We start from the raw sequence: 23,502 nt of genomic DNA, 5'->3' as shown, positions 1-23,502 counted from the left end.
TTAAATTTCTTTTCTTAAAAAACTATAAATTGGTAATCTAGCAGGTAGCAAAATTTCATGAATATTTCCACTATGAATTTCTTCAAATTCTTTACCTGTTTTAGTAGTAAGTTTTTTAAACTCAACTAAATGTTTGCCATCTTTTTTATAAATTTTACCTATTTCATTATCTATATTTAAAATTTCGCTCTTAAGTGGCGACATTATCTCATAAGGTTCATCTTTTATAATTTTAAATTTTGTCTTAAACACCTCACCATCTTCACTAATGGCATGAACTTGATGGGTGCCCTCTTCTAAACTTGAAGTTAAATTTTGGGTATCATCTCTCTCATAAGGTTTATGAACTAAATATCCATCAGTAAATCCTCTATTTTTAAGAGTTTTAATTTCTATATCATATTTTTTAGTATCAAATTTACCATTCATAGCATCATCAATAGCCATTCTATAGGCTCTTGTTGTACAGGCTACATAATACTCGCTTTTTGTTCTTCCCTCTATTTTAAAACTATCTATGGCATTTGTTTGCATTATCTTTTCAATATGTTTTGATAAATTTAAATCCTTAGCATTCATTATATGAGTGCCTTCTTCATCTTCATCTAGCCTAAACAAAGCACCATTTTCACTATTTTTAGCATATAATTCATACTTAAATCTACAATCATTAGCACAACTTCCTCGGTTACTAAATCTACCGCTTTGAATAGCACTAACCAAACATCTTCCACTATATGCAAAACACATTGAACCATGTACGAAAATCTCTAACTCCAAATTTGGGTTTAATTCTTTTATCTTAATAGCATCTTTTAAATTCATCTCTCTTGCTGCAACTATTCTACTTGCACCCATTTGATGATAAATTTTAGCATCTAAATAGTTCATAACATTTGCTTGAGTTGACAAATGAACATCAATTTCTGGTGCTATCTCTTTTGCTAAACTCATAACGCCCGGAGTTGCTAGTATAAAAGCATCAACTTTACAATCCCTTAGAAATTTAATATGTTTTTTAAAGTTTTCTATTTGACCATTAAAAGGAAACCCATTTATAGTTGCATAAAATTTCTTACCTTTTTTGTGAGTATAATCAACTCCTGCTTCAAAACTATCTTTGCTAAATTCTTTTGCTGATCGCTGTCTTAAAGAAAAAGCTCCAACGCTTGCATATACAGCGTCTGCTCCATAATTTATAGCTATTTTAAGTTTTGTTAAATTTCCAGCTGGTGCTAAAAGCTCTGGTTTTTTCAAATGCATTCCTTAAAATTATTATAGTATTTCATTATATATTAATTTTGTTTAAAGAAAGTTATATTATCTAAATAATTTTAATTTTATATTTATTTTTAACTCTATTATGATAAAATACTTTTTTGATATTAAAAGGAGATATATATGGGGAAGTTTGTTAATAACATAGATGAGTTTCATAAATTTTGCAAAGAAAACGAAGTTGTTTTTGTAGATTTTAGATTTACTGATTTAAAAGGTGTTTGGCACCATGTAGCATATAATTACAAAAGGTTGCCAGATGGTTTTGAAAAAGGGCTTCCTTTTGATGGTAGTAGCATTGATGCATGGCAACCAATACATAAATCAGATATGATTTTAATTCCAGATATTCCAACTGCATTTTTAGATCCTTTTACAGCAGATGTAACCGTAATAGTAATTTGTGATATTTACGATATTTATAAAGAACAAATGTATGAAAAATGTCCTCGCTCTATCGCAAAAAAGACAGAACAATACCTAAAAGATAGTGGCATAGGCGATACTTGTTTTTGTGGACCCGAGAATGAATTCTTTGTATTTGATGATGTTAAAATAGTTGATGATATAAACCATGCTATGTATTATGTAGATAGCGAAGAAGGTGTTTGGAACAGCGCAACAGACTATAAAGATGGTTACAATACAGGCCATAGACCTGGAACAAAAGGTGGATACTTTCCTGTTCAGCCTGTTGATAGTATGGTGGATTTAAGAGCTGAAATGCTTCAAGTTTTAGAACAAGTTGGACTTGAAACATATGTTGCTCACCATGAAGTTGGACAAGGACAAGGCGAACTTGGTGTAAAATATGCGACCTTAGTTGAAGCTGCTGATAATGTTCAAATTTATAAATATGTTGTAAAAATGGTAGCACATTTAAATGGTAAAACTGCAACTTTTATGCCTAAACCACTTTATGGAGATAATGGAAGTGGAATGCATGTACATCAATCAATTTGGAAAGATGGTAAAAACCTATTTTACAAAAAAGGCACATACGCAAATTTAAGCGATACTGCTAGATATTTTATAGGTGGAGTTTTAAAACATACAAGAACCTTAGCTGCATTTACAAACCCTAGCACAAATAGTTATAAAAGATTAATTCCTGGCTTTGAAGCACCAAACATTTTAACCTACTCATCACAAAACCGCTCAGCTGCTATTAGAATTCCTTATGGCGGTAGTGAGCATAGTACTAGAGCTGAGATGAGATTTCCTGATGGGACATCTTGCCCCTATCTAGCCTTTGCTAGTTTACTTTTAGCTGGAATAGATGGGATTAAAAATAAATATGAACCAGTTGGTCCTATGGATGAAAACCTATTTAAACTACACTTAGATGAAATTCGCGAACGAGGTATCCAACAACTTCCTCATACATTAAGAGGTGCCTTAGAATCTTTAATTAGAGAGCATGAATTTTTAAAACCCGTTATGACTGATATTTTTATCCAAACATATCAAAGATTTAAATTTGAAACTCAAGTTTGGCCATATGAGGCTAGACCTACTCCATTTGAATTTGCAACTTGCTACTCTTGCTAAACAGGTATCCTAGCTCTTAGCTAGGATAAAATTTATCGATCTCATATCATAAAATCAATCAACCATTATTATCATACCATTCCCATTCATAATTATGAAACTTATAGTCTGTAGACTTATTTTATCATAGTTATTATAATTACAAAATTGGAGATTATAATGAATTTAGTTGAAATTTTTGCTTTGAATGTAAAATTTTATAGACAAAAAATTGGTATTTCACAAGAACAATTAGCGTTTTTATGCAATTTGCATAGAACTTATATTAGTTCAGTTGAAAGATGTGAACGAAACATATCTTTAAAAAACATTCAAAAAATAGCCAATGCTCTCGGACTAGAACCATATAAATTACTAGAACCACGCAATTGTTTACAAGCGAGGACAAATGATGAGAAGAAATAAATCTCAAGGTTGGTCTCATGCGAAAAATAGTGGGCACAAAAACGAAAATTTAGTGTCTGACTTGTTGTTAAACAATATATCATACCAAGAACAAATTTTAATGAAACTTGGTTTTGATAAAAATATCTATCTACGCAAAAATGTTGTTAATGGTTTAAATGAAAAGCAAGTTGAAACAATACTTGGAGGAAAAGCATATTCCAAAACGGATTTAAAATTATATTTAAGCAACGATATGATTATTAATATTTCTTTAAAAAAATCCGATGCTGGACAAGTTTATCTCATAACAAAAAATAATTTTATAAACGGTTTTGAAAAAATATTTAATAAAATAATTCCCAATAATGTAAAAATAGGAATAAACTTATTCTGGAGTGGGAAAAATGATAGGGATCTATATGGTATTATAAATGAAAATAGCCCATATCCATACAACATAAAACAACATGAATTAAATCACAATAGACTTCATTCTGAAACTCTAAAATCATATAATCAAAATATACATGATGCCTTGATAGCCTGGTTTAAAGATAATATATTTGAAATTACTTTATTTTGTTTTTCATATGGACTTTCAAAAGAAACTAAAGAGCATTCAAAATATATATGGTATAAAAATTTAATTAAATCAGACAATCTACAAGATATGGATTATATCTTTGATATAAAAACCTTAGCCTTATGTTGTAATAAAAAAAATAATGATATAAATTATAGTAGCAAGAACGGATCCACTATAACTTTACCTTTTGGATTTGTGCAGTGGCATAAAAACAGCCTACAATTCCATCATCAACTAAAAGAGATTTTAAAAATTTACTCCTAATTTTTAAAATATTTTTTAACTTGATTTGATATTGCAATTGACAACAGTGGAGGGACTGCATTTCCTATCTGTAATCTTTTTATACTATCTGAACCATAAAATTGATAGTCATCTGGAAAACTCTGCAATCTAGCCCCCTCTCTTATACTCATAGCTCTTGAATCCCTAGGGTGAATACATCTTGAAGATGAAGGACATGCAAAGTTTCTTGTAATTGTCGTGCTTGGTCTGTTCCACCATAATTTAGCATATGTGTTTCCGTATCCGCTTTTTGGTCTAATGTTTTCAGGCAACATATCTTTAGTTTCACCATCTTTTAAAGTTTTCATAATTTTTATTAAATGTAAATTATTTTTTGGAGCTTTGTGTTCAGTTAAAGAATATTTAGCTTTTCTTACAAATTTTAAAAAATCGTTGTCAGCTTCCTTTAAATATTTATTAGAACTACCACCTGACTCTAAATAATCCAAATCTCCTATAGCTTCATTAACTGTTATATAAGGTTTTAATCCCTCGCCATAGGTTGCCTGTGGAAATTCAAAAGTATTTTTTTCAAAAGTTCCTACAATTATTACTCTCTCTCTATCTTGCGGAACACCATATTTCAAAGCATTTAAAATTTGGTATTTTACATCATATCCTAGTTTTTCAAATTCATTTTTTATTTTTAAAATCAACTTTCCATTTTGCATACTAAGCAAACCTTTAACATTTTCAAAAATAAAAATTTTAGGCTTTAATATACTAAGTATTCTACAATATTCCGTGAATAAATTAGCCCTACTATCCATCTGTCTTTTACCTAGGGTAGAATAGCTTTGACAAGGAGGTCCACCAATTATTATGTCAACATTTTTATTATTTAAGTGACAAAGTAATTCCATCTTGTCAATTTCTTTTATATCTTTATTCAACATTACTACACCAGGATGGTTTAATGAGTATGACTTGGCTGTATTTGGTTCTATCTCATTTGCTAGCAAAATACTAAAATTACTATCTATAGAAAATCCATAACTTAAACCACCTACACCACTAAATAAATCTATTACATTTATTTTTTTCATCTTTTACTACTTTTTTTATATATTTATTTTATCAAATTTCAAATAAAAATATTGCTTAAATTCTGATTTTTTAATTTTTTATACTAGACATTATTAAAATTTTATATTCATACCTCTATCATAAGTACTATATTAACTAAATTATATTGTTTTATCTTTATTTTTTAAAGAGATACAAAAAATATTATAATAATTATAGTAAAAAAATTTTAATTGTATTTTTTTGCTATAAAAAATATGCTTTTTAAATTATAAAATACACGATAAGTTTTTTATTAGCTCATCGTGTATCTGTTTTTATAATTTAGTTTTGTTTTTTATTTAAAATTCTATCACTCAAAGTGCCTGCAACCATAGCACCATTGACATTTAAAGCTGTTCTTCCCATATCTATTAAAGGTTCAATAGATATTAGCAAGCCAACCAAAGCAAGTGGTAAATTTAAAGCAGACAATACAACAATAGCAGCAAATGTAGCACCACCACCAACACCTGCTATACCAAATGATGAAATAGTAACAATCAAAATAAGACTAAGAATATATTGAACACTAAAAGGATCTATACCTACTGTTGGTGCTACCATAACCGCTAGCATTGCAGGATAAATCCCAGCACAACCATTTTGTCCTATAGTTGCACCAAATGTTGCGGCAAAATTAGCTATAACGCTATCATTTCTGAGTTTATCTATTTGCGTTTCTATATTTAAAGGTATAGATGCAGCACTTGAACGAGAGCTAAATGCAAAACTTAAAACCGGTAGTACTTTTTTATAATAATCAAATGGATTAACTTTAAAGATTAAAAGTAATAATCCATGAATGATAAACATTAACAATATAGCCGAATAAGAAGCTATTATAAAGCTACCTAAGTTCACTATATCAGACCAAGCAGACACAGCCGCCATTTTTGTCATTAAAGCAAAAACACCATAAGGCGTTAAGCGAATTATAAAACGAACTAGGCGTATTATCCATTGATTTAGTAACTCTACCCCGCTAGCAATTCTTTCGCCAAATTCTTGATTTTGTTTAGCTAAGCTTAAAGCAGCTATACCAAGCAATGCTGAAAAAATAACAGTGCTAATTATAGATGTAGAACTAGCACCTGTAAGCTCTGCAAATGGATTTTTTGGTATGAAAGATAAAAGCATAGAAGGTATTGTTAAACCGCTTATCTTTTCAGCTCTACCATTTACACTAAGTTGTGCAGCTAATTCTCTTTCTCCAGCAACTAAGCCCTCTGCTGATAAATCAAACATATAAGCCATCATAATACCTATAGTAGCAGCAATAGCCGTAGTAATGAGCAAAGTAGTTAAAACACTAAAACTAACTTTACCTAATGATTTTGTCTGGTGCAATCTAGTAATGGCTGCTAAAATAGAAATAAAAACTAGCGGCATTACAATCATTTGAAGCAAACGAACATATCCGCTACCAACTATACTTATCCAATCCAATGTAGGGTTTATAATTGATTTATCATAAAAGTTTTGCATTAAAGCACCACTAATAAGACCCAAAAATAAACCAATAAACACAGTTAAACCCAATTTGTTAGTGCTTTGAAATATTTTAAATAGCACAAACAGCAAAGCAACAAAAACTACTAAATTAAAAATAATCATATTAAATCCTTAAAAATAAAACAATGACAAAATATATCGCCATAAAAATACGAGTAAATTTCTAAAATATAAATTTACAACTTATAAAAATAATAAAAAATGTATAGACCTATTTAAGGTAGTAAGTATTATTGCTACAACAATATCCAGCAGTAACTTCTGGAGTTTTTAAAGTATATTCGTTTATAGGCAAAATATAATTAGCAAATAAACGAGATAAAATATTGTTCATAGCAAACCTTTCATAAAAGTGGAATAATTTTATCCTAGCCTATTAAACAAATTTTCAATGAATTATATAAAATATGAATATAGGTTTTTGATTTTTATTTAAATGCATTATATTCAATATAAAAATATAAATTTTTTAGATTAAACAATAAGAACACATCAAATTTTATGTAAAAATTTTATTATATTAAACATTAAGATTATATCTTTTAAAACCTTTTTATATAAAATTTCATTTGAGCTTATTTACTATAAATATATAGTTCATCTTAAATAAGTTTTTTATGGTTATAGTTTTTTAGTTAGGAAGTTTTATATTTATATTATAAATTACAATATAAATATAATTTTTAAAATAATATATTTATTTTACATAAATTAAAAAACATCTACCTAACTTCTAAAATTTTACCTAGTTCCCTCTTTTGAACATCGTTTAAATTTTCATGTGCATATGCCCACTCCATGTATTGTTTTACTAGCTTGTGTTGTTGCATATTGCTTTTTAAAGACCAAACTAATGAGCCATATATGGCATTGTATAAAGCGTTCTTTTTATCATTTTGAGTTTTATTATTTTTATTTTTATAAGTCTTTAATGCTCCATCATACTCAACATAGTCTAAAGTTTGAATAAGCTTTAAAATCGGTTTATAACTACCGCTTGCCATAAAATTTGTCCATAACATATCTAGCTGCATTGGATGCATTATCTCTTCATATGGATTTGGAATAGGAGATTTTTTAAACTTCAAATAACTCTCTTTTTCATCTTTTGTAAGTTCATTTATAAACAAATTCTCATCAATATCCAAATTTGATATTAAAAATAAAAGCATATTTCTAGCGTAGCCTTTTTCATTTTTTAAAGCTTCTAAAATATCTGGATACAAAAAGGTATTATTTTTAAAAATTTCCAAAAAGAACTCTGCAATATGCAAAGATAACCTATTTTTTTTAGCAATACTGCTTTTTGTAAAATATATAAAATTTGATAATGCTTTTTCTGGTTCAAGCTTTGTATAATAAAATGAAAGCCATTTTCCTAATTCCTTATCATTTTTTACCACAAAATCACTATATTTTGGCAATTCAACTAAGTTTATTTTGGAGTTTAGTTCTTTAGTTTTGCCTGAGATATTATCTGTAATTTTTGCATAAATTTTGTATTCTCCAAACTCATCAACATCTTCAAAAGATATTTTTAAAACAGCATCTCCAATCAAAACCATATCTTTAGGCGTGTTTTTATGTTTATAAAAATCAGCGATTCCTTCAGAAAAAGCCTCTTTGCCATTAGGTTTTACAACCTTTATAGACAAACTAATATCAACCATTCCATCATCTTTCATATCATAATGGCTAAAAGGAACTACTATATAAAAATATTGATTTTTGAAAATAGTATCCGATCCTACAAGTGTAGGTCCATCGTTTGATTTAATCTTACTCCATTTATCCATAAAAGTGTAATCTTTTGTCGCTACAATAAGCCCATCAATACTAAAACCATTTATGGCAAAAACCATTAAAAATAGTGGCAACAATATATATTTTTTCATCTTTTCTCCTAATTATTTTTTTGCAATTCAACTTTTTTAATTCTAGCAAAACCCTTTAAAACCCCAAGAGTTACTATAGCTTCAGCATCTCTTAAATCCTTTTCCATATCTAAAGCCTTTTGTCTTGGCAAATAGTATTTTTCTATCCCAAATTTTAAATCCAATCTTATTCTAATTCCATTTTGTAAAATTCCTCCACTAGTCCTGCCACTTAAATAGACTTCATCTTTTGGTCTTTGTTTAGTTACAAATTTACCCTTATATAAATCTCCATTTTTTTCTAAAACTACATAAACTTTCCTACCCACATCAACTTTTTCATCAAAATTTACATCTTTTATATCAGGATAATCCAACCTAACATAATTGCCTAAAAATATATCTCTTGGATCAAATCCAGTAGCCCTTACTTTAACTTCATTTCCAAAATACAAAGGAGCATAGGCAAAAAAGATAAAAGAAAACAAAACTAAAATTTGAAAAGATATTCCTATTAAAACCATTTTTTTCATAACTATGCCCTTTTAATTTTTTTAAAAAATTTTACACTAATAAGTAAAAACATTGCACATACAAAGAAAAATATAGCTGTTGAGATATAGTCTTGCGATATGAGATTATAGTAGTGGGTGCATATAAAAATCAGCACAGAAGCCACGCCCAAACGGTATGAGCCAAGGTTACTTTCTATTATACTGTGGTATATAACATAACTATAAAATAAAAAGATTAAGAAATTCATAGCTATAAAAATATAACCATAATACTCTGAACTTGTTATCATAAAAACAAAGATTAAAAATAAAAATATGGCTGTTGATATATAAAATTTCTTTTGATTAAGTAAAAATGCTAGCAGCAAAATACAACCAATTAAAGGATAAAAAATTACATTAGAATTTAGATCAAAAGTCTTTATTAAAGAGAGACAAACATCTTCAAATAAAAACAAAAAAGATGACATATAAGCAAGTGTTATAAACATAGAATTTGTTGTTTGGAGGTATTTGTTTTCAAATTTGCTTAATGTAAAATTTAAAAATAAATATATCAAATACGCTGACAATATAAAAAACAATACATAAAGCTCTAATTCATATGAATAAAACATTTTAGCATTGACAAGATAGTATTCTTTTGTGAAATAATACAAAGTGTAAGGTATAAACCATAGTAAATTTAGCACAAACAAAACAAACAAAGCTCTATTTTTCTCCTGTTTATAAAGAATGTGTATGACAACTAGTAAAAATACCCAAAACAGATATGGATAAAATCCTTCTATCTCCATAAATGCCCAAATCATAGCAATAATCAAAGCCTGCAAATTTACCCATTTGTTGTTTACAAAAATAGCTACCAAAAATGAGCCTATTGCCCAAAGTAACACGCCATTTGGCATATATGTGCTTAGATGATAAATTTGAGCTATAAGTATAATGCTAGCTCCATAAAACAAATTTGCTAAAAAGAAAAAATTTGATTTTTGCTGATTTATGGAATTTTTGTAAGCTATAATGTGAGTTACTGAAGTGATAACTATAAGGGCAAAAACTTTTATAAAAGCTGGAATTTCATTCCAATTATTTGCGATTAAAACTATTAAAGCAACACCCAAAAACAGATACCCTAAAATGGAAAGAATGCTAAAATTTTTCTCGCTCTCATCATATTTTAAATCATACCTGCCTAGTATGCTTAAAGCTTGTTCTTTTGTGATAGTTGCATCTTCCACCCATTTTACTATCTCTTTTTTTAAAAACATTTTGCCAATCATACAGCACTTCCTAGCTTAAATTGTTTGTGAACTTATACCATTTTAACTAAAGATTGTAAACTGTATTCTTGCCGTAATGTTTGTTATTAGAATTAAAAATTGAAAGTCCAATCTCCTTTATTAGTTGAAACTTCAACTTCTTTTAAATTTCTACATACTACCATAAATCTTTGTTCTTCTCCATATTTTATAATACTTTTATTATCAAAATAAGCTTGAAATTTACAATTTCCCCTGTTTAATACAAGTTTTTTTACCTCAACCTCGTCTATCATAGATACAATATGCAATGTATTAACATATACTTTTAGAATTGAATCATAATCATTTGTCATGGTAATTTCAATAGGTGTTTCTTGATTTTCTTCTTCACACCCTACAAAAATAAAACTAAATATCAATAACAAACCTAATAAAATATTTTTCATTGTTTAACTCCTTAGTATGTTTTATTTTATAAAATAATTATCTATTTTTTTATATTGCAATTGCTAATCTTTTGTATGCTAATTTAATAATTTTTTAACCTAACTTGCTCATCTGAAATTGTTTTAAATGTGTTTTCTATACTTCCTTTAAATGGTCTACTTTTAGAATTTATAAAATATCCGGTTAATGATAGAGCAACTTCATAGCCATATCTATTCCCACAATCATTTTCTCCAGTATATGATGTTCTGCTCCAGTCCCAAACCCATTCAGATGTTTCATAGTCTTTTGTATCAAAATAATAATCTACTCCAGAACAAAAACTAGTTTGATATCCGAATTCATCAAAACAATCCTCCATAAACTGTTCCAAAGAAACATGGTCAAAAGTAGGAACATATTGAATGTGTATTGTATTGATATCATTTTTTTCATCATAATAACCATCACTAGCAATTAAAGTATTATCAATTTTATGATATTTAACTTTTTGTTCTGGCTTTTAAAGGCACATCAAAACATCTAATTCAAAAATTTTCTTTTCTTCTGCCATTTTATCTAAAAAATTAAAAAATAGTTCTGCCTCTTTTTTATTTGAAATTGAAGCACTATATTTTTGAATTTTTTCTTTTTTCAAATTTAATAAATCTGGAAAAAATATAGCCACTATACCAAGAGCAGTAGCAACAAAACTAACAATAGAACCAATAATTATCTTTTTTTGAAAAACCAATTATAATCCTTTTTATTAATTCCAAATAGAACAATTTTTTAAAATAATGTTCTATTGAACATTGTTAAATAATTATATTGAATTTAAACTTTCATATAGCTTATACCAATAGGACATTATATGGAAAATTATGAAATACAAAAAATAAATATAGATAATTTCTATAAAAAAGTAGGTAATAACGTAAAAAGAATTAGAGAAAAGAAAGGTTTTAGCCAACTTCAATTGGCAAATGAAATTGGACATAACTCAGTAGGGCATATAGCAAAAGCAGAAATATATGCATATAATAAAAGATTTAATCTAGAACAATTATACAAAATATCAATTGTTTTACAAGTTGATATAAAAGATTTTTTTGATTAAATGTTTTTTATCAAAAAATAAAAAAGTCTGCATCTAGTTTTTTGACTAGATGCAAAGAAATATTTAAATTGAGTTTGATTTTACAACAAATAATTTTTGATTTGACATTTCTTCCATAGAGTAATTAATTCCACCAATTCCAATGCCTGAGCTTTTTGCACCACCAAATGGCATCCAGTCAACCCTAAATGCTGTGTGGTCATTTACCATAACAGCAGTTGCATTTAGCTCTTTAACTGCTTTGATAGATGTGTCAATATTTTTAGTGAAAATCGCAGCCTGGAATGAAACATCAAGTGAATTTGCTCTTTTAATAGCCTCATCAATATTTTCATAAGAATAAACACAAACAACAGGTCCAAAAACCTCATTTTGTGAGATAGTTGCACTATCTTTTGCATTATAAATCACAGTTGGAGCGTAGCAGTTATTTTCTAGTCTTTTACCGCCACATAAAATCTCTCCACCACTTGTATTCACCCACTCTTCAACTCTGCTAACCTCTTTTGGATCAATTAACGGTCCAACCTCAGTTTTGGGATCCATTTGATTTCCAACTACCAATTTACTAGCTAAATTTGCCAACTTATTTGCAATTTCTTTTGCGATATCTTTGTGAGCATAAACTCTTTGAACAGAGACGCAAACTTGCCCAGCATGGTAAAATCCACCTTTTAAAAGTGCTGGTAAGACCTCATCTAAATTCGCATCTTTTTCAACTATTACAGGTGCAACTCCACCATGTTCTAAAGCTATTCTTGTGCCATTGTTTACCTTTTTAGATAAGCCCCAACCAACTTTTGCTGAACCTATAAATGTTAAAAAGCTAATTTTCTTAGATGAAGCAAGCATTTCAGCACTATCTCTATCACAAAGCACGGCAGTTGCATAGCCTTTTGGAAGTCCTGCTTTTTCTAAAATTTCAACTAATTTAAAAGCACTAAGCGGGGTTGAGCTAGCTGGTTTTATAATCACAGGGCAACCAACAGCGATAGCTGGAACTACTTGATGAACTGCAAGATTAAAAGGGTGGTTAAAAGCAGATATTGCAGCAACTACTCCGATTGGCTCTTTAAAAGTGTAGGCTATTCTGTTTTCAGAGCTTTTTGTATGTCCCATGGCAATTTGCTTACCCTCATAACTTCCTAGATGAGAGATAGCAAGTTTTATACCATTAATCGCACGAAGTATCTCAACTTTTGAATCCATATAAGGCTTTCCGCCCTCACTTGCTGCTAAATTTGTAAGCTCTTCTACATTTTCCTCACAAATTTTGGCTGCTTTTTCTAAAATTTCAACTATTTGATATTTTGGAAGTCTGTATTTGAAATTTACAAATTTCTCATAAGCCTCATCTATTATTTTTTCCAACTCCTCTTTAGAAGTAAAAGGAACTTCACCTATCTTTTTTCCATCAAATGGAGATGTTACTTCAACCATTTTCATTTTATAACTCCTTTATATTAAACAACTTTTTTTCTCTAATAACTCATGTAAAATTTTATGATTTAATGAATAATCAACCGCCAAATCAATCAGATGAACTCCTTTTGAGTTCAAACAACTATCCAAAATTTCTTCAAATTCTTCGCAACTTTTTGGTCTATAACCCTTTGCTCCATAGCTTTGTGCATATTTCACAAAATCAGGGTTTCCATAATCAAGTCCAAAATTTGGAAGTCCCATTCCCTCTTGTTTCCACTTTATCATACCATAAGCACTATCATTTAAAATAACTACAACTAAATCTAAATTCAATCTTACAGCAGTTTCTAACTCTTGTGAATTCATCATAAATCCACCGTCGCCACAAACAGCAAGAACTTTCTTATCAAGATTTAACATTTTTGCAGCAATAGCAGAAGGAAGTCCTGCACCCATTGTAGCAAGTGCATTATCTAAAAGCAATGTTTTTGGTGAGGTGCAAGCATAGTTTCTTGCAAACCAAATTTTATATATTCCATTATCAAGGGTAACTATATCTTTATCACCCATAGCATTTCTAACAGTCCTTACAACTCTTTGTGGCAAAATAGGAAATCTAGTATCGTTAAAATATTTTTTTAAACGATTTCGTATTTCATCAGAAATTTTATAATAATACTCAAAATCCCAATGCTTTTGTGGAGTTATGACCTCAGTTATAAATTCCATATTTGCATCTATATCACCTAAAACATCAAGTTGTGGAAAATATACATCATCAACCTCAGATGGATAATAGTTTATATGTATAACTTTTGTAGCACCCTCTTCATTTTTCATAAAAAATGGTGGTTTTTCAATAGCATCGTAACCTATATTAACAATCAAATCTGCCCTATCAATAGCACAATGTAAAAAATCATCTTTTGATAAAGCCGCTGTTCTCAAACAAAGTTCATGGTTTTCATCAACAACACCTTTTCCCATTTGAGTTGTAAAAAATGGAATTTTAGTTTTTTCTATAAATTTTGTTAAAACTTCACTAGATTGTTTTGTATTTGCCGCTCTTCCTATTAATATCAAAGGTCTTTTTGCCTCTTCTATAATCTTTGCAGTTTGTTTTAAAAGATGTGTCCTTGCCCTTGGGAAGATAGTTTTATTAACTGGAAAAATTTTAGCATCACTTTCTTCTATTGCTATATCCTCTGCTAGTTCTATATGAACAGCTCCATATCTATGAGTGGTTGCTATTTTAAAAGCATCTCTTACCATAGATGGAATGTTATTTCCATTAACAACTTGTTTTGCGTATTTTGTAACCGGTTTCATCATATTTACAATATCAATAATTTGAAAACGACCTTGTTTTGACTTTTTAATCGGCTTTTGCCCTGTTATCATAAGCATAGGCATTCCGCCAAGTTGGGCATAAGCTGCTGCTGTTACTAAATTTGTAGCTCCTGGTCCTAAGGTTGCTAAACATACTCCAACTTTTCCAGTAAGTCTTCCATAAGTTGCTGCCATAAAACCAGCTCCTTGTTCGTGTCTTGTTAAGATAAATTTTATTTTTGATTTTCTAATAGATTCTAATAAATCTAAATTTTCTTCTCCTGGAACACCAAAAATATATTCAACACCTTCGTTTTCCAAAGCTTTTACAAAAAGATCTGAGGCTTTCATAAAGATACTCCTTTTAGTGACATTCGTATATCACTTTATTTATAAAATTATATTTTTAAAAAAAGAACATTAAGTAAACTCCAAAACTTAAAACCTGCAGAAAAGACATAACACCTAAATTTGTAATTATATATTTAAAGCTTTTTAGTTTAATTGGAGTTTTTTCTAGCCTAATAGTATTTTTTACAACCAAAGGAATACAGATAAAAACTAAAAGTAAACTAATAGGGTAAACTTTTGTGAAAACTGCCAAAATCACAGATAAAAACCCAAAAATATATGCAAATTTAAAAAGCAAAATTGAGTTTTTAAACCCTAAAATATGAGGCAGCGTAACTCTTCCATTTTTTCTATCTTCGTCCATATCGCAAATATTATTAGCAAAAAGTAAATTTGAGATAAAAATTATATTTATAAAGCTAGATAAAAACACTATCCATAAATTACTTATCTCAAAAACATGACGCTCTGGATTTAGTGTAAAAACGGTTATTAATGGTATTAAAAAACCCATAGTAAGCCCAGATGCAATTTCACCAAATGGCGTTGAGGAGATTGGTCTTTTTCCATATGAATACCAAACCCCAACGATAAATGATATAAGTCCTAAAAAAAGAAGCTCAATCCCTGTTTTAGAAACTAAAAAAATGCCCAATGAAAAAGAAACTAAAAAGGAAATTGCCATTATGATCTCAAGTTGTTTAATATTTAAATTTTCTCTGCCAATGACATTGGTTTTAACTTTATAATGTTCTTCATCAATGGCGTTTTTATAGTCCATATAATTATCCCAAATATCAACAAAACAATTAAATAAAAACATAGCAAGATACAAGATAATTGCTATGTTTAAATCAAAACTATTAAAATGATAGATAGATATACAAACACCAAGTAAAAACGGAAAAAGGCTTGCTGCTTTTGCTTTAAACTCTATTAATTCTAAAAATATTTTCAGATTCATTTTACCAACTCTGCAACTCTATCTCTTGTCTGATTTTATATACCGATTGGAACTTATGATAAAATTTCTTGTATCAAAAGCATAAGCTGCAACTCTTTTTATATCATCTAATGTTATTTGGTCTATCAAAGAAACTATCTCATCATAACTAAAAAAATATTCATCAAAAACAAGAGTTTCAAAAAGGCTATCTACCCAGTATTGTGGTTGTTGGTATGCTTTTTCTAAAGCTACTTTTTTAATGGTTTTAATGTTTTTAAGCTCATTTTCATCATTAAAAGTTGTTTTTAATTTATGTATAATTCTTTTTACATCGCTAACTATTTTATCACTGTCTTTAACATTACTTGTAAAATATATCTTAACATTACTATATTGATATGGAATATCTTTAAGAATAGAGTAGGCATTAATCCCATAAACTTTGCCTTGCTTTTCTCTTATATCTTCCCTCATTAAGATATTTAAAATATCAGTTGCAAATTCCAAAGCTAGTCTATTTTTAGGTGTATTTTGAAGTTCGTTATTTTCTATAAAAATTGTATTTTTAGATACATTTTCACTAAGATAGTTTTTAACAAATTTGTGGTTTCCTAAAATAGGCCTAACCCCGTCATCAACAATATCAATAGAGGTTTTTTCTCCTTTTAAATTTCCTATATAGTTTTTTGCTATTTTAATAAAATTATCAGGGTCCATATCTCCAACAAATACAAAATCATACTCTCCTGCATTTTCAAAAGCGCTTCTTATAAATTCTCTTGATCTGTTTAAATCCAAATTTATAATGTCTTGCTTGGTTGTAAATTCCATCTTTGGATTGTTATCATAGTAAAAATCATTAAACTCTTTTGCAAATTTATAATCTGGATTTTCTTCATTTTTTTTAAGTTTGTCTAAAGCTACTATCTTATAATTTTTAAAATAATTCTCATCTATCTTTGGATTATGAAAATCAACATAAAAAGCATCAAAGAAATTTTTAATATCATAAATCATAAAATTACCTTGATAACCTAAAGATGTTCTATTTATATATTTTGAATACTTAAACACCTGACCAGCAGTTATCTTTTGCACCTCGTAATCATTGAAATCGCCTATACCGCTTCCATTTGATAGATTAACACTAAAATTTGCCAATTTTAAATCGTCAAAATTTGAGTATCCCTTTTTCTTAAATGCCTTAAAAAATATATTATCTTTTCTTGTGTCAATTTGTTTAAAATAAACATTTACGCCATTTTCAAATTTATACATATGAACCAAATTAACATTATCAAAACTACTTTTATATGGATTTTGTCTTTTTAATCTCTCTTTTAAAATAGGTCCACTAAGCTCTTTTTCTATATTTTCTGTAACAACTATATCTTCATATATTGCTAAAAAATCATCTTTATTAAAACTTACAGACTCTTTAGATATTAAGCCAATTAAAACCCCATTTGCACTTACTATTTTTTTAAAGTGAGCATTAATCTCTTCTAGGCTTAATTCATCAAGGATTTTTTCTGTAAAATTATATCTGTCTTCAATGTTTAAAAATGTTGTGTTTGATTCAACATAGTCTAGAATTTGAGAAACTAAAGCACTATTTTCTCTTTTTTTACTCTTTTTAAAAATGGATAAATTTGCAGCTTTTAGATCTTTTTTTACATCTTCAAAATCATTTTTATTAAACCCAAATTCTTTTATGCTCTTTATAGTATAGAGTAAATTTCTAATGCTATTTTCAAAATCATTTTCTAAAACACTACTATTAAAAGCATTTAAAACTTTTTTATTATATAAATTTATGGGATAAAAAGCACTGCTTAATGTAGTATTACCCATGCTTCTTTCTCTTTGATTTATGGCGCTAAAAAGCTTTGATATAAACTCATTTTTTATATCGTGCTTTAACCCATCATAGCTATTAATCAAACTAACATTATCTTCAAACATAATATTTAAGCTATTATCCATAATATCTTTATCGTGGCTATTGTAAACTACAAGCTCATTAAAATATCCTATGTTTTTTTCCATATGTTCTATCTTTTTGTATGCAATATCTCCAAAAACCTTTTGAATTTTACTATCCATTTTATCTATATCAAAATCCCCAGCAACAACTAAAACGGCATTATTTGGATGATAATATTTATTATAAAATCCTTTTAAAAGATCTGGTGTAGAGTTTTTAATAATATCCATATCTCCAATAGGAAGTCTTTTTTGAAAAATACTATCTTTGAAGTAGTATGGGATTGATTGTTCAAATATTCTAGTTCCAGCATTTCTTCTATTTTTTTCTTCAGCTATTATAACGCCTTTTTCATCTTCAAGATCGTCTTCATTAAATAAAACCTTAAAGCCCATATTTGCAAAAATATTTAAAGCTTTTTGGATATTTTCATCGCTATTTTTTATATCTAATTTATATGTAGTTGAAACAAACCCTGTAGCCGCATTTAAATCTGCTCCAAATTTAACACCTAAGCTTTCCAAAACTTTTATCAATTCATTTTTGTTATAGTCTTTAGTTCCGTTAAATGCCATATGTTCAACAAAATGAGCTAAGCCCTGTTCGCTATCTTTCTCGTCCGTTGAGCCAGCTTTTATAAGAAGTCTTAAAGATATACTATCTTTTGGCGTTTCATTTTTGTATAAATAGTATGTAAAGCCATTTTCTAGCTCTTTTTTTATTAATTCTTTATCATTTTCAAAACCAAATAAAGCTACTGCAAAAAGCAGAATTAAAACTAAAACCTTTCTCATTTATTGCCCTTGATTGCTTAATAGTTTTTTAGCACATTCGCTAATGTTTTTTCCATCACTACTTGAGCCTATCTCCTCTTTAGCAACCTTCATAACTTTTCCTAAATCCTTTATACTAGTAGCGTTTGTTTTAGTTATTATCTCCGCTAATTTTGCTTCTAATTCATCTTTGCTTAACTGCCTTGGTAAATAAGAGATTATTACATCTATTTCTGATTGTTCTTTATCTGCTAAATCTTTTCTATCTCCTTTTAAATACTGCTCTATTGAGTCTTTTCTTTTTTTAATTTCACTTTGGATTATAGAAAAAGCTCTTGTATCATCTATCAAAACTCTCTCATCAACTTCAATTTGTTTAAATACCGATAAAATAGTCCTTAAAGTATCTCTTTTAAAATTATCTTTTTCTCTCATCGCAGTTTTAACATCGTTTTGAATTTGCTCTTTTACACTCATCTTTTATCCTTTTATTTTATTATATTTTAGTATTTCTGATATCATAACACCTTCTCTTAAACCATCATTAACAACGATATATTTATGCATTGCAAGTGGCTTTAAAAGCTCTTTTAAAATAAAAATTCCACCTAATATATACATAGCTCTATCTTTTCCAAAAAGTTTTTCAAGCTCTATTTCTTCCATATGGATAATTTTTTCAATCCAAATATCAAAATCATCATATTTTAAAATAGATCCATTGACAATATTTTCATCATAGTTTTTATAATCCAACCCATTATTTAAAGCAGCCAATGTTGTTGGGACACCTGAAGTTAATACAACTTTATCAATATCTAATTTAGAGATAAACTCTTTTGCATCTTTTACTGCAAATTTTGCATTTTCTTTCATATCTTTTATCTGCTTAGACTCATTATATAGTTTAATAATTCCAAATTTATATGTTTTAAAATTATGCTTATTTGATATCTCTGTGCTAGCTCCACCTAGATCTATAGCAAGAATATCTTTAAAGTTGACACTTAGCTTACTTAATCTATGTTCAACTGCCAATCTTGTAAACTTTGATTCACTAATGCCATCTATTATCTCAAAATTAATATTAAATTTATCTTTAATAAATTTAAAAAATTCCTTACTATCTTTTGCAATCCTAAAAGCCTCTGTTGCAACTGCAATATATTTAAATTTATTAAAATTAAATTTTGCTTTAATTTTCTCTAATGCATTTATAATATTGTTTTTAGAATTAGGGCTTAAATTTCCACCATCTTTTAAATCTTTAGCCGATCCAACTATAATCTCATAACTTTTTAAAATTTCAAATCGCTCATTCATAAGCGCTACTCTTAGAGTGTTGGAACCAAGATCTATACCAATTACCATCTTGTTTAATAACCTTTTAGGGTATGTATTGGAATTTATTGTATAAAAATATTTAAGCTCATTTGAGCTTAAATATTATAAGGTTGCGTATTTAGCCCAGACGCAAGCTTCTACTTCATTTAATTGCTTAAGTATCTCTTTGTCTATGCTTTCATCTATCAAAATAACAGCTAGTGCAAAACCATCTTTATTTCTTCCAAGCCTAAAATCCGCTATATTTACATTGGCTTTTGCAAGTATTGAACTTATATCCATAATAAAACCCGGAATATCTTTGTTTTTAAGCAAAATCATTTTACCTTTTGGCTTAAAGTCTGTTTTAAAGCCACTTATATTAACAATTCTTGCCTCTTCATCACCAAAGATAGTTCCACTAACGGAAGAAACTTCTTTATCTGTTAAGATGTTAACTGATATTTGATCTTTATAGTTAGCATCTTTGCTTTTTATAATTTCAGTTTTAATTCCTCTTTCATCTGCTAAAAATTTAGCATTTACATAGTTTATAGAATCGCCAAATCTCTCTTTTAATCCACCATAAATAGCAAATGTAAGAGCTGAATCAGAATATTCCATCATCTTTCCATTTATCTCTACTCTTATTGCTTTTATAGGTGCTTTATTAATCTGAGCAGCTAAATATGCCATTTTTGATACTAGTTCCAAATATAGTTGTACCTCTTTAGGAATATTGTCTGTTTTAATAGGTAAATTTAAAGCATTTGGATAGTTAATTCCTCTAGATGCGCTAATTGCTTGTTCAGCTGCTTGTGTTGCTATATTTTGTTGTGATTCTAAGGTATTTGCTCCAAGATGTGGAGTTGCAACTAAATTATCAAGATCTAACAAAGGGTGACTCGTTGCTGGTTCATTTACAAAAACATCAATTCCAGCATATGCAACCTTTTTGGTCTTTAGTGCCTCAAGCAAAGCTTCTTCATTTATGAGCCCACCTCTAGCACAGTTAACTAGCCTTACTCCGTCCTTCATTTTTTCTATCTCGTGAGTACTGATTATATCTGTAGTTTCTTTTGTTTTTGGTGTATGTATAGTTATAAAATCACATTTTAAAATATCTTCAAAATTTGAAGTAAATTTCACACCAAGATCTGTAGCTTTTAATGGCTCTATATATGGATCATAAGCAACAACATCCATTCCAAAGGCTTTAGCTCTAACACCAACCCTTGAACCGATATTACCAAAACCAATTATTCCTAAAGTTTTTCCAAATAGCTCAGTTCCATACCATTTTTCTCTTTTCCAAGTTCTGTTCAATTTAAGATCATTGCAAGAATCTACATATTTTCGTGCAGCATTTAAAAGATGACACATTGTCATCTCCACTGCTGCTATGGTATTTGCAGTAGGGACATTCATAAGAATTATACCTCTTTTTGAGCAGCCATCTATATCCACATTATCAACACCAACACCAGCTCTAACAATAGCTTTTAGGTTTTTACCAGCTTCTAAAAAAGCTTCGTTAACAGCTGTCGAGCTTCTAGTAATGGCTATATCTGCATCCCCTAGAATCGTTAAAAGTTCATCCTTTGGGGTTTTTGAAGCATCAACTACCTCAATATCACTCTCTTTTGATAATATTTCAAATCCAGACTGGTGAATAGCATCACAAACTATAATTTTACTCATAACATCCCTCTTTAAATAATTTATATTTAGTTATCTGATAATTGTTCTTTTATAAGATCACCTAAAGACATTAAATCATTATCTTCACTACTATTAATCTCTTTTAAAACTGCTCTTTCTTTTTCTCTAGCAAGTCTTCTAATACTAAGGCGAATTCTACTTCTTTTAGTATCTATAAAATCAATAGCAGCTTCAATCTCTTCATCAATTTTCAACTCATCGATATCAACATTACCCAAATCTTCTTTTCTAATAAGAGCGTCAACTCCCTCACCTAAATCAACAAAAACTCCAAAATCTTTTTTGTCTCTTACTATGCCTTTTACAACATCACCAACTCTATGGTTTTTAGCATATTTAGCAATAGGACTCTCTTCTAGCTCTTTTTTGCTTAAAGATATTTTCTCACCATCAAAATCAATGTTAATTATCTTAACTTCAATTTCATCGCCAACTTTTAAAATATCTTTTGTTTTAATACTTCTATCCCAAGATATATCTTCATTATGCAAAAGTCCTTCAACACCATCTATTTTAACAAATGCACCAAAATTTGGTATTGTTGTTATAACTCCTTTTACCACATCGCCAACTTTATAGGCTTTCTTGAACTTAGCAAAAGGTTTTTCAAGTAGGTTTTTAAGGCTAACTCTTAATCTTCTTTTATCTGTATTAATTTCTATAATTTCAACATCAATGTCTTCATCTTCAGTTATAAAATCTTTTGGATTTTTAATATTTTTATCCCAAGAAATTTCACTAATATGCAAAAATCCCTCTATGTCATTTCCTAAATCTACAAATGCACCATAAGGTTCAATATTACTAACTTTAACCCTAATTGTATCGCCAACCTCTAATCCATCTTCTATTATCTCTTCCCAAGGATCAGGCATAGCAGCTTTTATAGATAAAGAAAGATGTTTTTTCTCTTCATCATAATTTATAACTTTAACAGGAACTTTATCACCCTCATTAAATAATTTACTAGGGTTTACAGGGCCTTTATAGCTTATTTCACTATAGTGAACAAGGCCATCAGCACCACCAACATCAACAAACATACCATATGTTGTTATCTTTTTAATAGTTCCTTCAATTATCTCTTCACTTTTTGAAATTTTTTCAATAAGTTCTTTTTTAACTCTTCTCTCTTCATCAACTATTTTTTTTCTAGAGATTAGAATGCTATTATTTTCTTTATCAACTTTTATAACTTTAGCTTTATAAGTTTTACCAATTAGCGAAGGAGAATCCTTAAGAGCACTTTGAGATCTAGGCATAAAAAATTCAACATTATCTTCGTTTACACAAATATAACCGCCTTTGTTTTTTGCCCTAATTGTAACCTCAACTATGTTTTCAGCATCTTCGTCGTAGTTTTCTATAAAATCAGCTACCTTAACTTTTCTGATTGCTTGTTCATATGAAAGTATTGGTCTTCCGCCTCTGTTGCCAGTTATTACCACATCTATAGGATCTCCCACTTTAACAGTGATATTTCCATCTTTGTCAGTAACCTCACTAGCCCTTAGCACACCTTCTATTTTTCTATCAACATCAACAAAAATCTCTTCGCCTTTGATAGCAACTATAGTACCTTTGCTAATAACACTCTCTTCTCTTTTTTTAAAAGACTCTTCTAATAGAGCTTCGAAATCTTCGAACTCCTCTTTTGTAGAATTTTGAACCTTATCGTTCACCTCAGCCATTGTTTTCCTTTATGAATTATAATTTTTATCCTAAGCAGAATAAATAGCCTTAATTATACTTAAAATTTGCTTTAGATTTATTTAAAAT

The 23,502-nt window shown here is 28.7% G+C and carries 21 protein-coding genes; 4 read left to right on the top strand and 17 right to left on the bottom strand.

What is annotated here, in order from left to right; translation table 11 throughout:
* On the bottom strand, nt 1-1,263 hold the full coding sequence (locus CBLAS_RS02835) for a peptidase U32 family protein (protein ID WP_420912991.1): 1,263 nt from the start codon (nt 1,261-1,263) through the stop codon (nt 1-3).
* Between the two features lie 138 nt (nt 1,264-1,401).
* On the opposite strand from CBLAS_RS02835, the gene glnA reads away from it, so the two are divergent.
* The 3 genes from glnA (at nt 1,402) to CBLAS_RS02820 (ending at nt 4,066) form a co-directional block, all read left to right on the top strand.
* Nucleotides 1,402-2,829 carry a type I glutamate--ammonia ligase gene (gene glnA, locus CBLAS_RS02830; protein WP_106871298.1) on the top strand — a complete coding sequence of 476 codons (1,428 nt, stop codon included), beginning with the start codon at nt 1,402-1,404 and terminating at the stop codon, nt 2,827-2,829.
* A 147-nt stretch (nt 2,830-2,976) separates the two neighbouring features.
* Nucleotides 2,977-3,234, top strand: a complete 258-nt coding sequence (locus CBLAS_RS02825) for a helix-turn-helix domain-containing protein (RefSeq protein ID WP_241517591.1) — start codon at nt 2,977-2,979, stop codon at nt 3,232-3,234.
* Nucleotides 3,221-4,066: a hypothetical protein gene (locus CBLAS_RS02820; RefSeq protein ID WP_106871302.1), complete on the top strand. Its 846-nt coding sequence runs from the start codon at nt 3,221-3,223 to the stop codon at nt 4,064-4,066. The genes CBLAS_RS02825 and CBLAS_RS02820 overlap by 14 nt, the downstream gene beginning before the upstream one ends.
* On the opposite strand, the gene CBLAS_RS02815 is transcribed toward CBLAS_RS02820, so the two are convergent.
* The 8 genes from CBLAS_RS02815 to CBLAS_RS02780 form a co-directional block, all read right to left on the bottom strand.
* Nucleotides 4,063-5,133 carry a DNA cytosine methyltransferase gene (locus CBLAS_RS02815; RefSeq protein ID WP_106871304.1) on the bottom strand — a complete coding sequence of 357 codons (1,071 nt, stop codon included), beginning with the start codon at nt 5,131-5,133 and terminating at the stop codon, nt 4,063-4,065. The two genes, CBLAS_RS02820 and CBLAS_RS02815, sit on opposite strands and share 4 nt — an antisense overlap.
* A gap of 304 nt (nt 5,134-5,437) precedes the next feature.
* Nucleotides 5,438-6,769 carry an L-cystine transporter gene (locus tag CBLAS_RS02810; protein ID WP_106871306.1) on the bottom strand — a complete coding sequence of 444 codons (1,332 nt, stop codon included), beginning with the start codon at nt 6,767-6,769 and terminating at the stop codon, nt 5,438-5,440.
* Nucleotides 6,770-7,389: 620 nt separating this feature from the next.
* Complete coding sequence (locus CBLAS_RS02805; protein WP_106871308.1) at nt 7,390-8,562, bottom strand: hypothetical protein; 1,173 nt, start codon at nt 8,560-8,562, stop codon at nt 7,390-7,392.
* Between the two features lie 8 nt (nt 8,563-8,570).
* Complete coding sequence (locus tag CBLAS_RS02800; protein ID WP_106871310.1) at nt 8,571-9,074, bottom strand: GDYXXLXY domain-containing protein; 504 nt, start codon at nt 9,072-9,074, stop codon at nt 8,571-8,573.
* A 2-nt stretch (nt 9,075-9,076) separates the two neighbouring features.
* On the bottom strand, nt 9,077-10,339 hold the full coding sequence (locus tag CBLAS_RS02795) for a DUF2157 domain-containing protein (protein ID WP_106871312.1): 1,263 nt from the start codon (nt 10,337-10,339) through the stop codon (nt 9,077-9,079).
* Between the two features lie 92 nt (nt 10,340-10,431).
* Nucleotides 10,432-10,767 (bottom strand): hypothetical protein, encoded by a 336-nt coding sequence (locus CBLAS_RS02790; protein ID WP_106871314.1) that lies wholly within the window; start codon nt 10,765-10,767, stop codon nt 10,432-10,434.
* 83 nt (nt 10,768-10,850) lie between these two features.
* On the bottom strand, nt 10,851-11,129 hold the full coding sequence (locus CBLAS_RS02785) for a hypothetical protein (RefSeq protein WP_106871316.1): 279 nt from the start codon (nt 11,127-11,129) through the stop codon (nt 10,851-10,853).
* 141 nt (nt 11,130-11,270) lie between these two features.
* Nucleotides 11,271-11,501, bottom strand: a complete 231-nt coding sequence (locus CBLAS_RS02780; RefSeq protein ID WP_106871318.1) for a hypothetical protein — start codon at nt 11,499-11,501, stop codon at nt 11,271-11,273.
* A 120-nt stretch (nt 11,502-11,621) separates the two neighbouring features.
* Here CBLAS_RS02780 and CBLAS_RS02775 point away from each other — a divergent pair, with 120 nt between their 5' ends.
* Nucleotides 11,622-11,867 carry a helix-turn-helix domain-containing protein gene (locus CBLAS_RS02775; protein WP_106871321.1) on the top strand — a complete coding sequence of 82 codons (246 nt, stop codon included), beginning with the start codon at nt 11,622-11,624 and terminating at the stop codon, nt 11,865-11,867.
* 63 nt (nt 11,868-11,930) lie between these two features.
* On the opposite strand, the gene CBLAS_RS02770 is transcribed toward CBLAS_RS02775, so the two are convergent.
* The 8 genes from CBLAS_RS02770 to CBLAS_RS02735 form a co-directional block, all read right to left on the bottom strand.
* Nucleotides 11,931-13,313, bottom strand: coding sequence for an aldehyde dehydrogenase family protein (locus CBLAS_RS02770; protein ID WP_106871323.1), 1,383 nt, complete (start codon nt 13,311-13,313; stop codon nt 11,931-11,933).
* A gap of 12 nt (nt 13,314-13,325) precedes the next feature.
* The gene (locus tag CBLAS_RS02765) at nt 13,326-14,972 is read right to left on the bottom strand and encodes an acetolactate synthase large subunit (RefSeq protein ID WP_106871325.1); all 1,647 of its coding nucleotides are present in this window, start codon (nt 14,970-14,972) and stop codon (nt 13,326-13,328) included.
* Between the two features lie 55 nt (nt 14,973-15,027).
* The gene (locus tag CBLAS_RS02760; RefSeq protein WP_106871327.1) at nt 15,028-15,936 is read right to left on the bottom strand and encodes a 1,4-dihydroxy-2-naphthoate polyprenyltransferase; all 909 of its coding nucleotides are present in this window, start codon (nt 15,934-15,936) and stop codon (nt 15,028-15,030) included.
* Nucleotides 15,937-15,954: 18 nt separating this feature from the next.
* Entirely contained in the window at nt 15,955-18,699 is a 2,745-nt protein-coding gene (locus tag CBLAS_RS02755) for a M16 family metallopeptidase (RefSeq protein ID WP_106871329.1), read from the bottom strand.
* Entirely contained in the window at nt 18,700-19,155 is a 456-nt protein-coding gene (locus tag CBLAS_RS02750; protein ID WP_106871331.1) for a GatB/YqeY domain-containing protein, read from the bottom strand.
* Nucleotides 19,156-19,158: 3 nt separating this feature from the next.
* Nucleotides 19,159-20,049 carry a Ppx/GppA phosphatase family protein gene (locus CBLAS_RS02745; protein ID WP_106871333.1) on the bottom strand — a complete coding sequence of 297 codons (891 nt, stop codon included), beginning with the start codon at nt 20,047-20,049 and terminating at the stop codon, nt 19,159-19,161.
* Nucleotides 20,050-20,124: 75 nt separating this feature from the next.
* Nucleotides 20,125-21,702, bottom strand: coding sequence for a phosphoglycerate dehydrogenase (serA, locus tag CBLAS_RS02740; RefSeq protein WP_106871335.1), 1,578 nt, complete (start codon nt 21,700-21,702; stop codon nt 20,125-20,127).
* 26 nt (nt 21,703-21,728) lie between these two features.
* Nucleotides 21,729-23,414: a 30S ribosomal protein S1 gene (locus CBLAS_RS02735; protein WP_106871337.1), complete on the bottom strand. Its 1,686-nt coding sequence runs from the start codon at nt 23,412-23,414 to the stop codon at nt 21,729-21,731.
* Nucleotides 23,415-23,502: the final 88 nt, after the last annotated feature.

This window comes from Campylobacter blaseri (assembly GCF_013201895.1).
In the GTDB taxonomy this organism is placed as follows: domain Bacteria; phylum Campylobacterota; class Campylobacteria; order Campylobacterales; family Campylobacteraceae; genus Campylobacter_B; species Campylobacter_B blaseri.
This window is presented reverse-complemented; position numbering and strand designations above follow the sequence as displayed.

What these genes read in the sequence shown, in the direction of transcription:
- CBLAS_RS02835 (WP_420912991.1), bottom strand. Translation starts at nt 1,263, where the DNA reads ATGCATTTGAAAAAACCAGAGCTTTTAGCACCAGCTGGAAATTTAACA.
- CBLAS_RS02805 (WP_106871308.1), bottom strand. Translation starts at nt 8,562, where the DNA reads ATGAAAAAATATATATTGTTGCCACTATTTTTAATGGTTTTTGCCATA.
- CBLAS_RS02750 (WP_106871331.1), bottom strand. Translation starts at nt 19,155, where the DNA reads ATGAGTGTAAAAGAGCAAATTCAAAACGATGTTAAAACTGCGATGAGA.
- glnA (WP_106871298.1), top strand. Translation starts at nt 1,402, where the DNA reads ATGGGGAAGTTTGTTAATAACATAGATGAGTTTCATAAATTTTGCAAA.
- CBLAS_RS02820 (WP_106871302.1), top strand. Translation starts at nt 3,221, where the DNA reads ATGAGAAGAAATAAATCTCAAGGTTGGTCTCATGCGAAAAATAGTGGG.
- serA (WP_106871335.1), bottom strand. Translation starts at nt 21,702, where the DNA reads ATGAGTAAAATTATAGTTTGTGATGCTATTCACCAGTCTGGATTTGAA.
- CBLAS_RS02770 (WP_106871323.1), bottom strand. Translation starts at nt 13,313, where the DNA reads ATGAAAATGGTTGAAGTAACATCTCCATTTGATGGAAAAAAGATAGGT.
- CBLAS_RS02790 (WP_106871314.1), bottom strand. Translation starts at nt 10,767, where the DNA reads ATGAAAAATATTTTATTAGGTTTGTTATTGATATTTAGTTTTATTTTT.
- CBLAS_RS02800 (WP_106871310.1), bottom strand. Translation starts at nt 9,074, where the DNA reads ATGAAAAAAATGGTTTTAATAGGAATATCTTTTCAAATTTTAGTTTTG.
- CBLAS_RS02810 (WP_106871306.1), bottom strand. Translation starts at nt 6,769, where the DNA reads ATGATTATTTTTAATTTAGTAGTTTTTGTTGCTTTGCTGTTTGTGCTA.
- CBLAS_RS02745 (WP_106871333.1), bottom strand. Translation starts at nt 20,049, where the DNA reads ATGGTAATTGGTATAGATCTTGGTTCCAACACTCTAAGAGTAGCGCTT.
- CBLAS_RS02755 (WP_106871329.1), bottom strand. Translation starts at nt 18,699, where the DNA reads ATGAGAAAGGTTTTAGTTTTAATTCTGCTTTTTGCAGTAGCTTTATTT.
- CBLAS_RS02815 (WP_106871304.1), bottom strand. Translation starts at nt 5,133, where the DNA reads ATGAAAAAAATAAATGTAATAGATTTATTTAGTGGTGTAGGTGGTTTA.
- CBLAS_RS02760 (WP_106871327.1), bottom strand. Translation starts at nt 15,936, where the DNA reads ATGAATCTGAAAATATTTTTAGAATTAATAGAGTTTAAAGCAAAAGCA.
- CBLAS_RS02785 (WP_106871316.1), bottom strand. Translation starts at nt 11,129, where the DNA reads ATGGAGGATTGTTTTGATGAATTCGGATATCAAACTAGTTTTTGTTCT.
- CBLAS_RS02735 (WP_106871337.1), bottom strand. Translation starts at nt 23,414, where the DNA reads ATGGCTGAGGTGAACGATAAGGTTCAAAATTCTACAAAAGAGGAGTTC.
- CBLAS_RS02765 (WP_106871325.1), bottom strand. Translation starts at nt 14,972, where the DNA reads ATGAAAGCCTCAGATCTTTTTGTAAAAGCTTTGGAAAACGAAGGTGTT.
- CBLAS_RS02795 (WP_106871312.1), bottom strand. Translation starts at nt 10,339, where the DNA reads ATGATTGGCAAAATGTTTTTAAAAAAAGAGATAGTAAAATGGGTGGAA.
- CBLAS_RS02775 (WP_106871321.1), top strand. Translation starts at nt 11,622, where the DNA reads ATGGAAAATTATGAAATACAAAAAATAAATATAGATAATTTCTATAAA.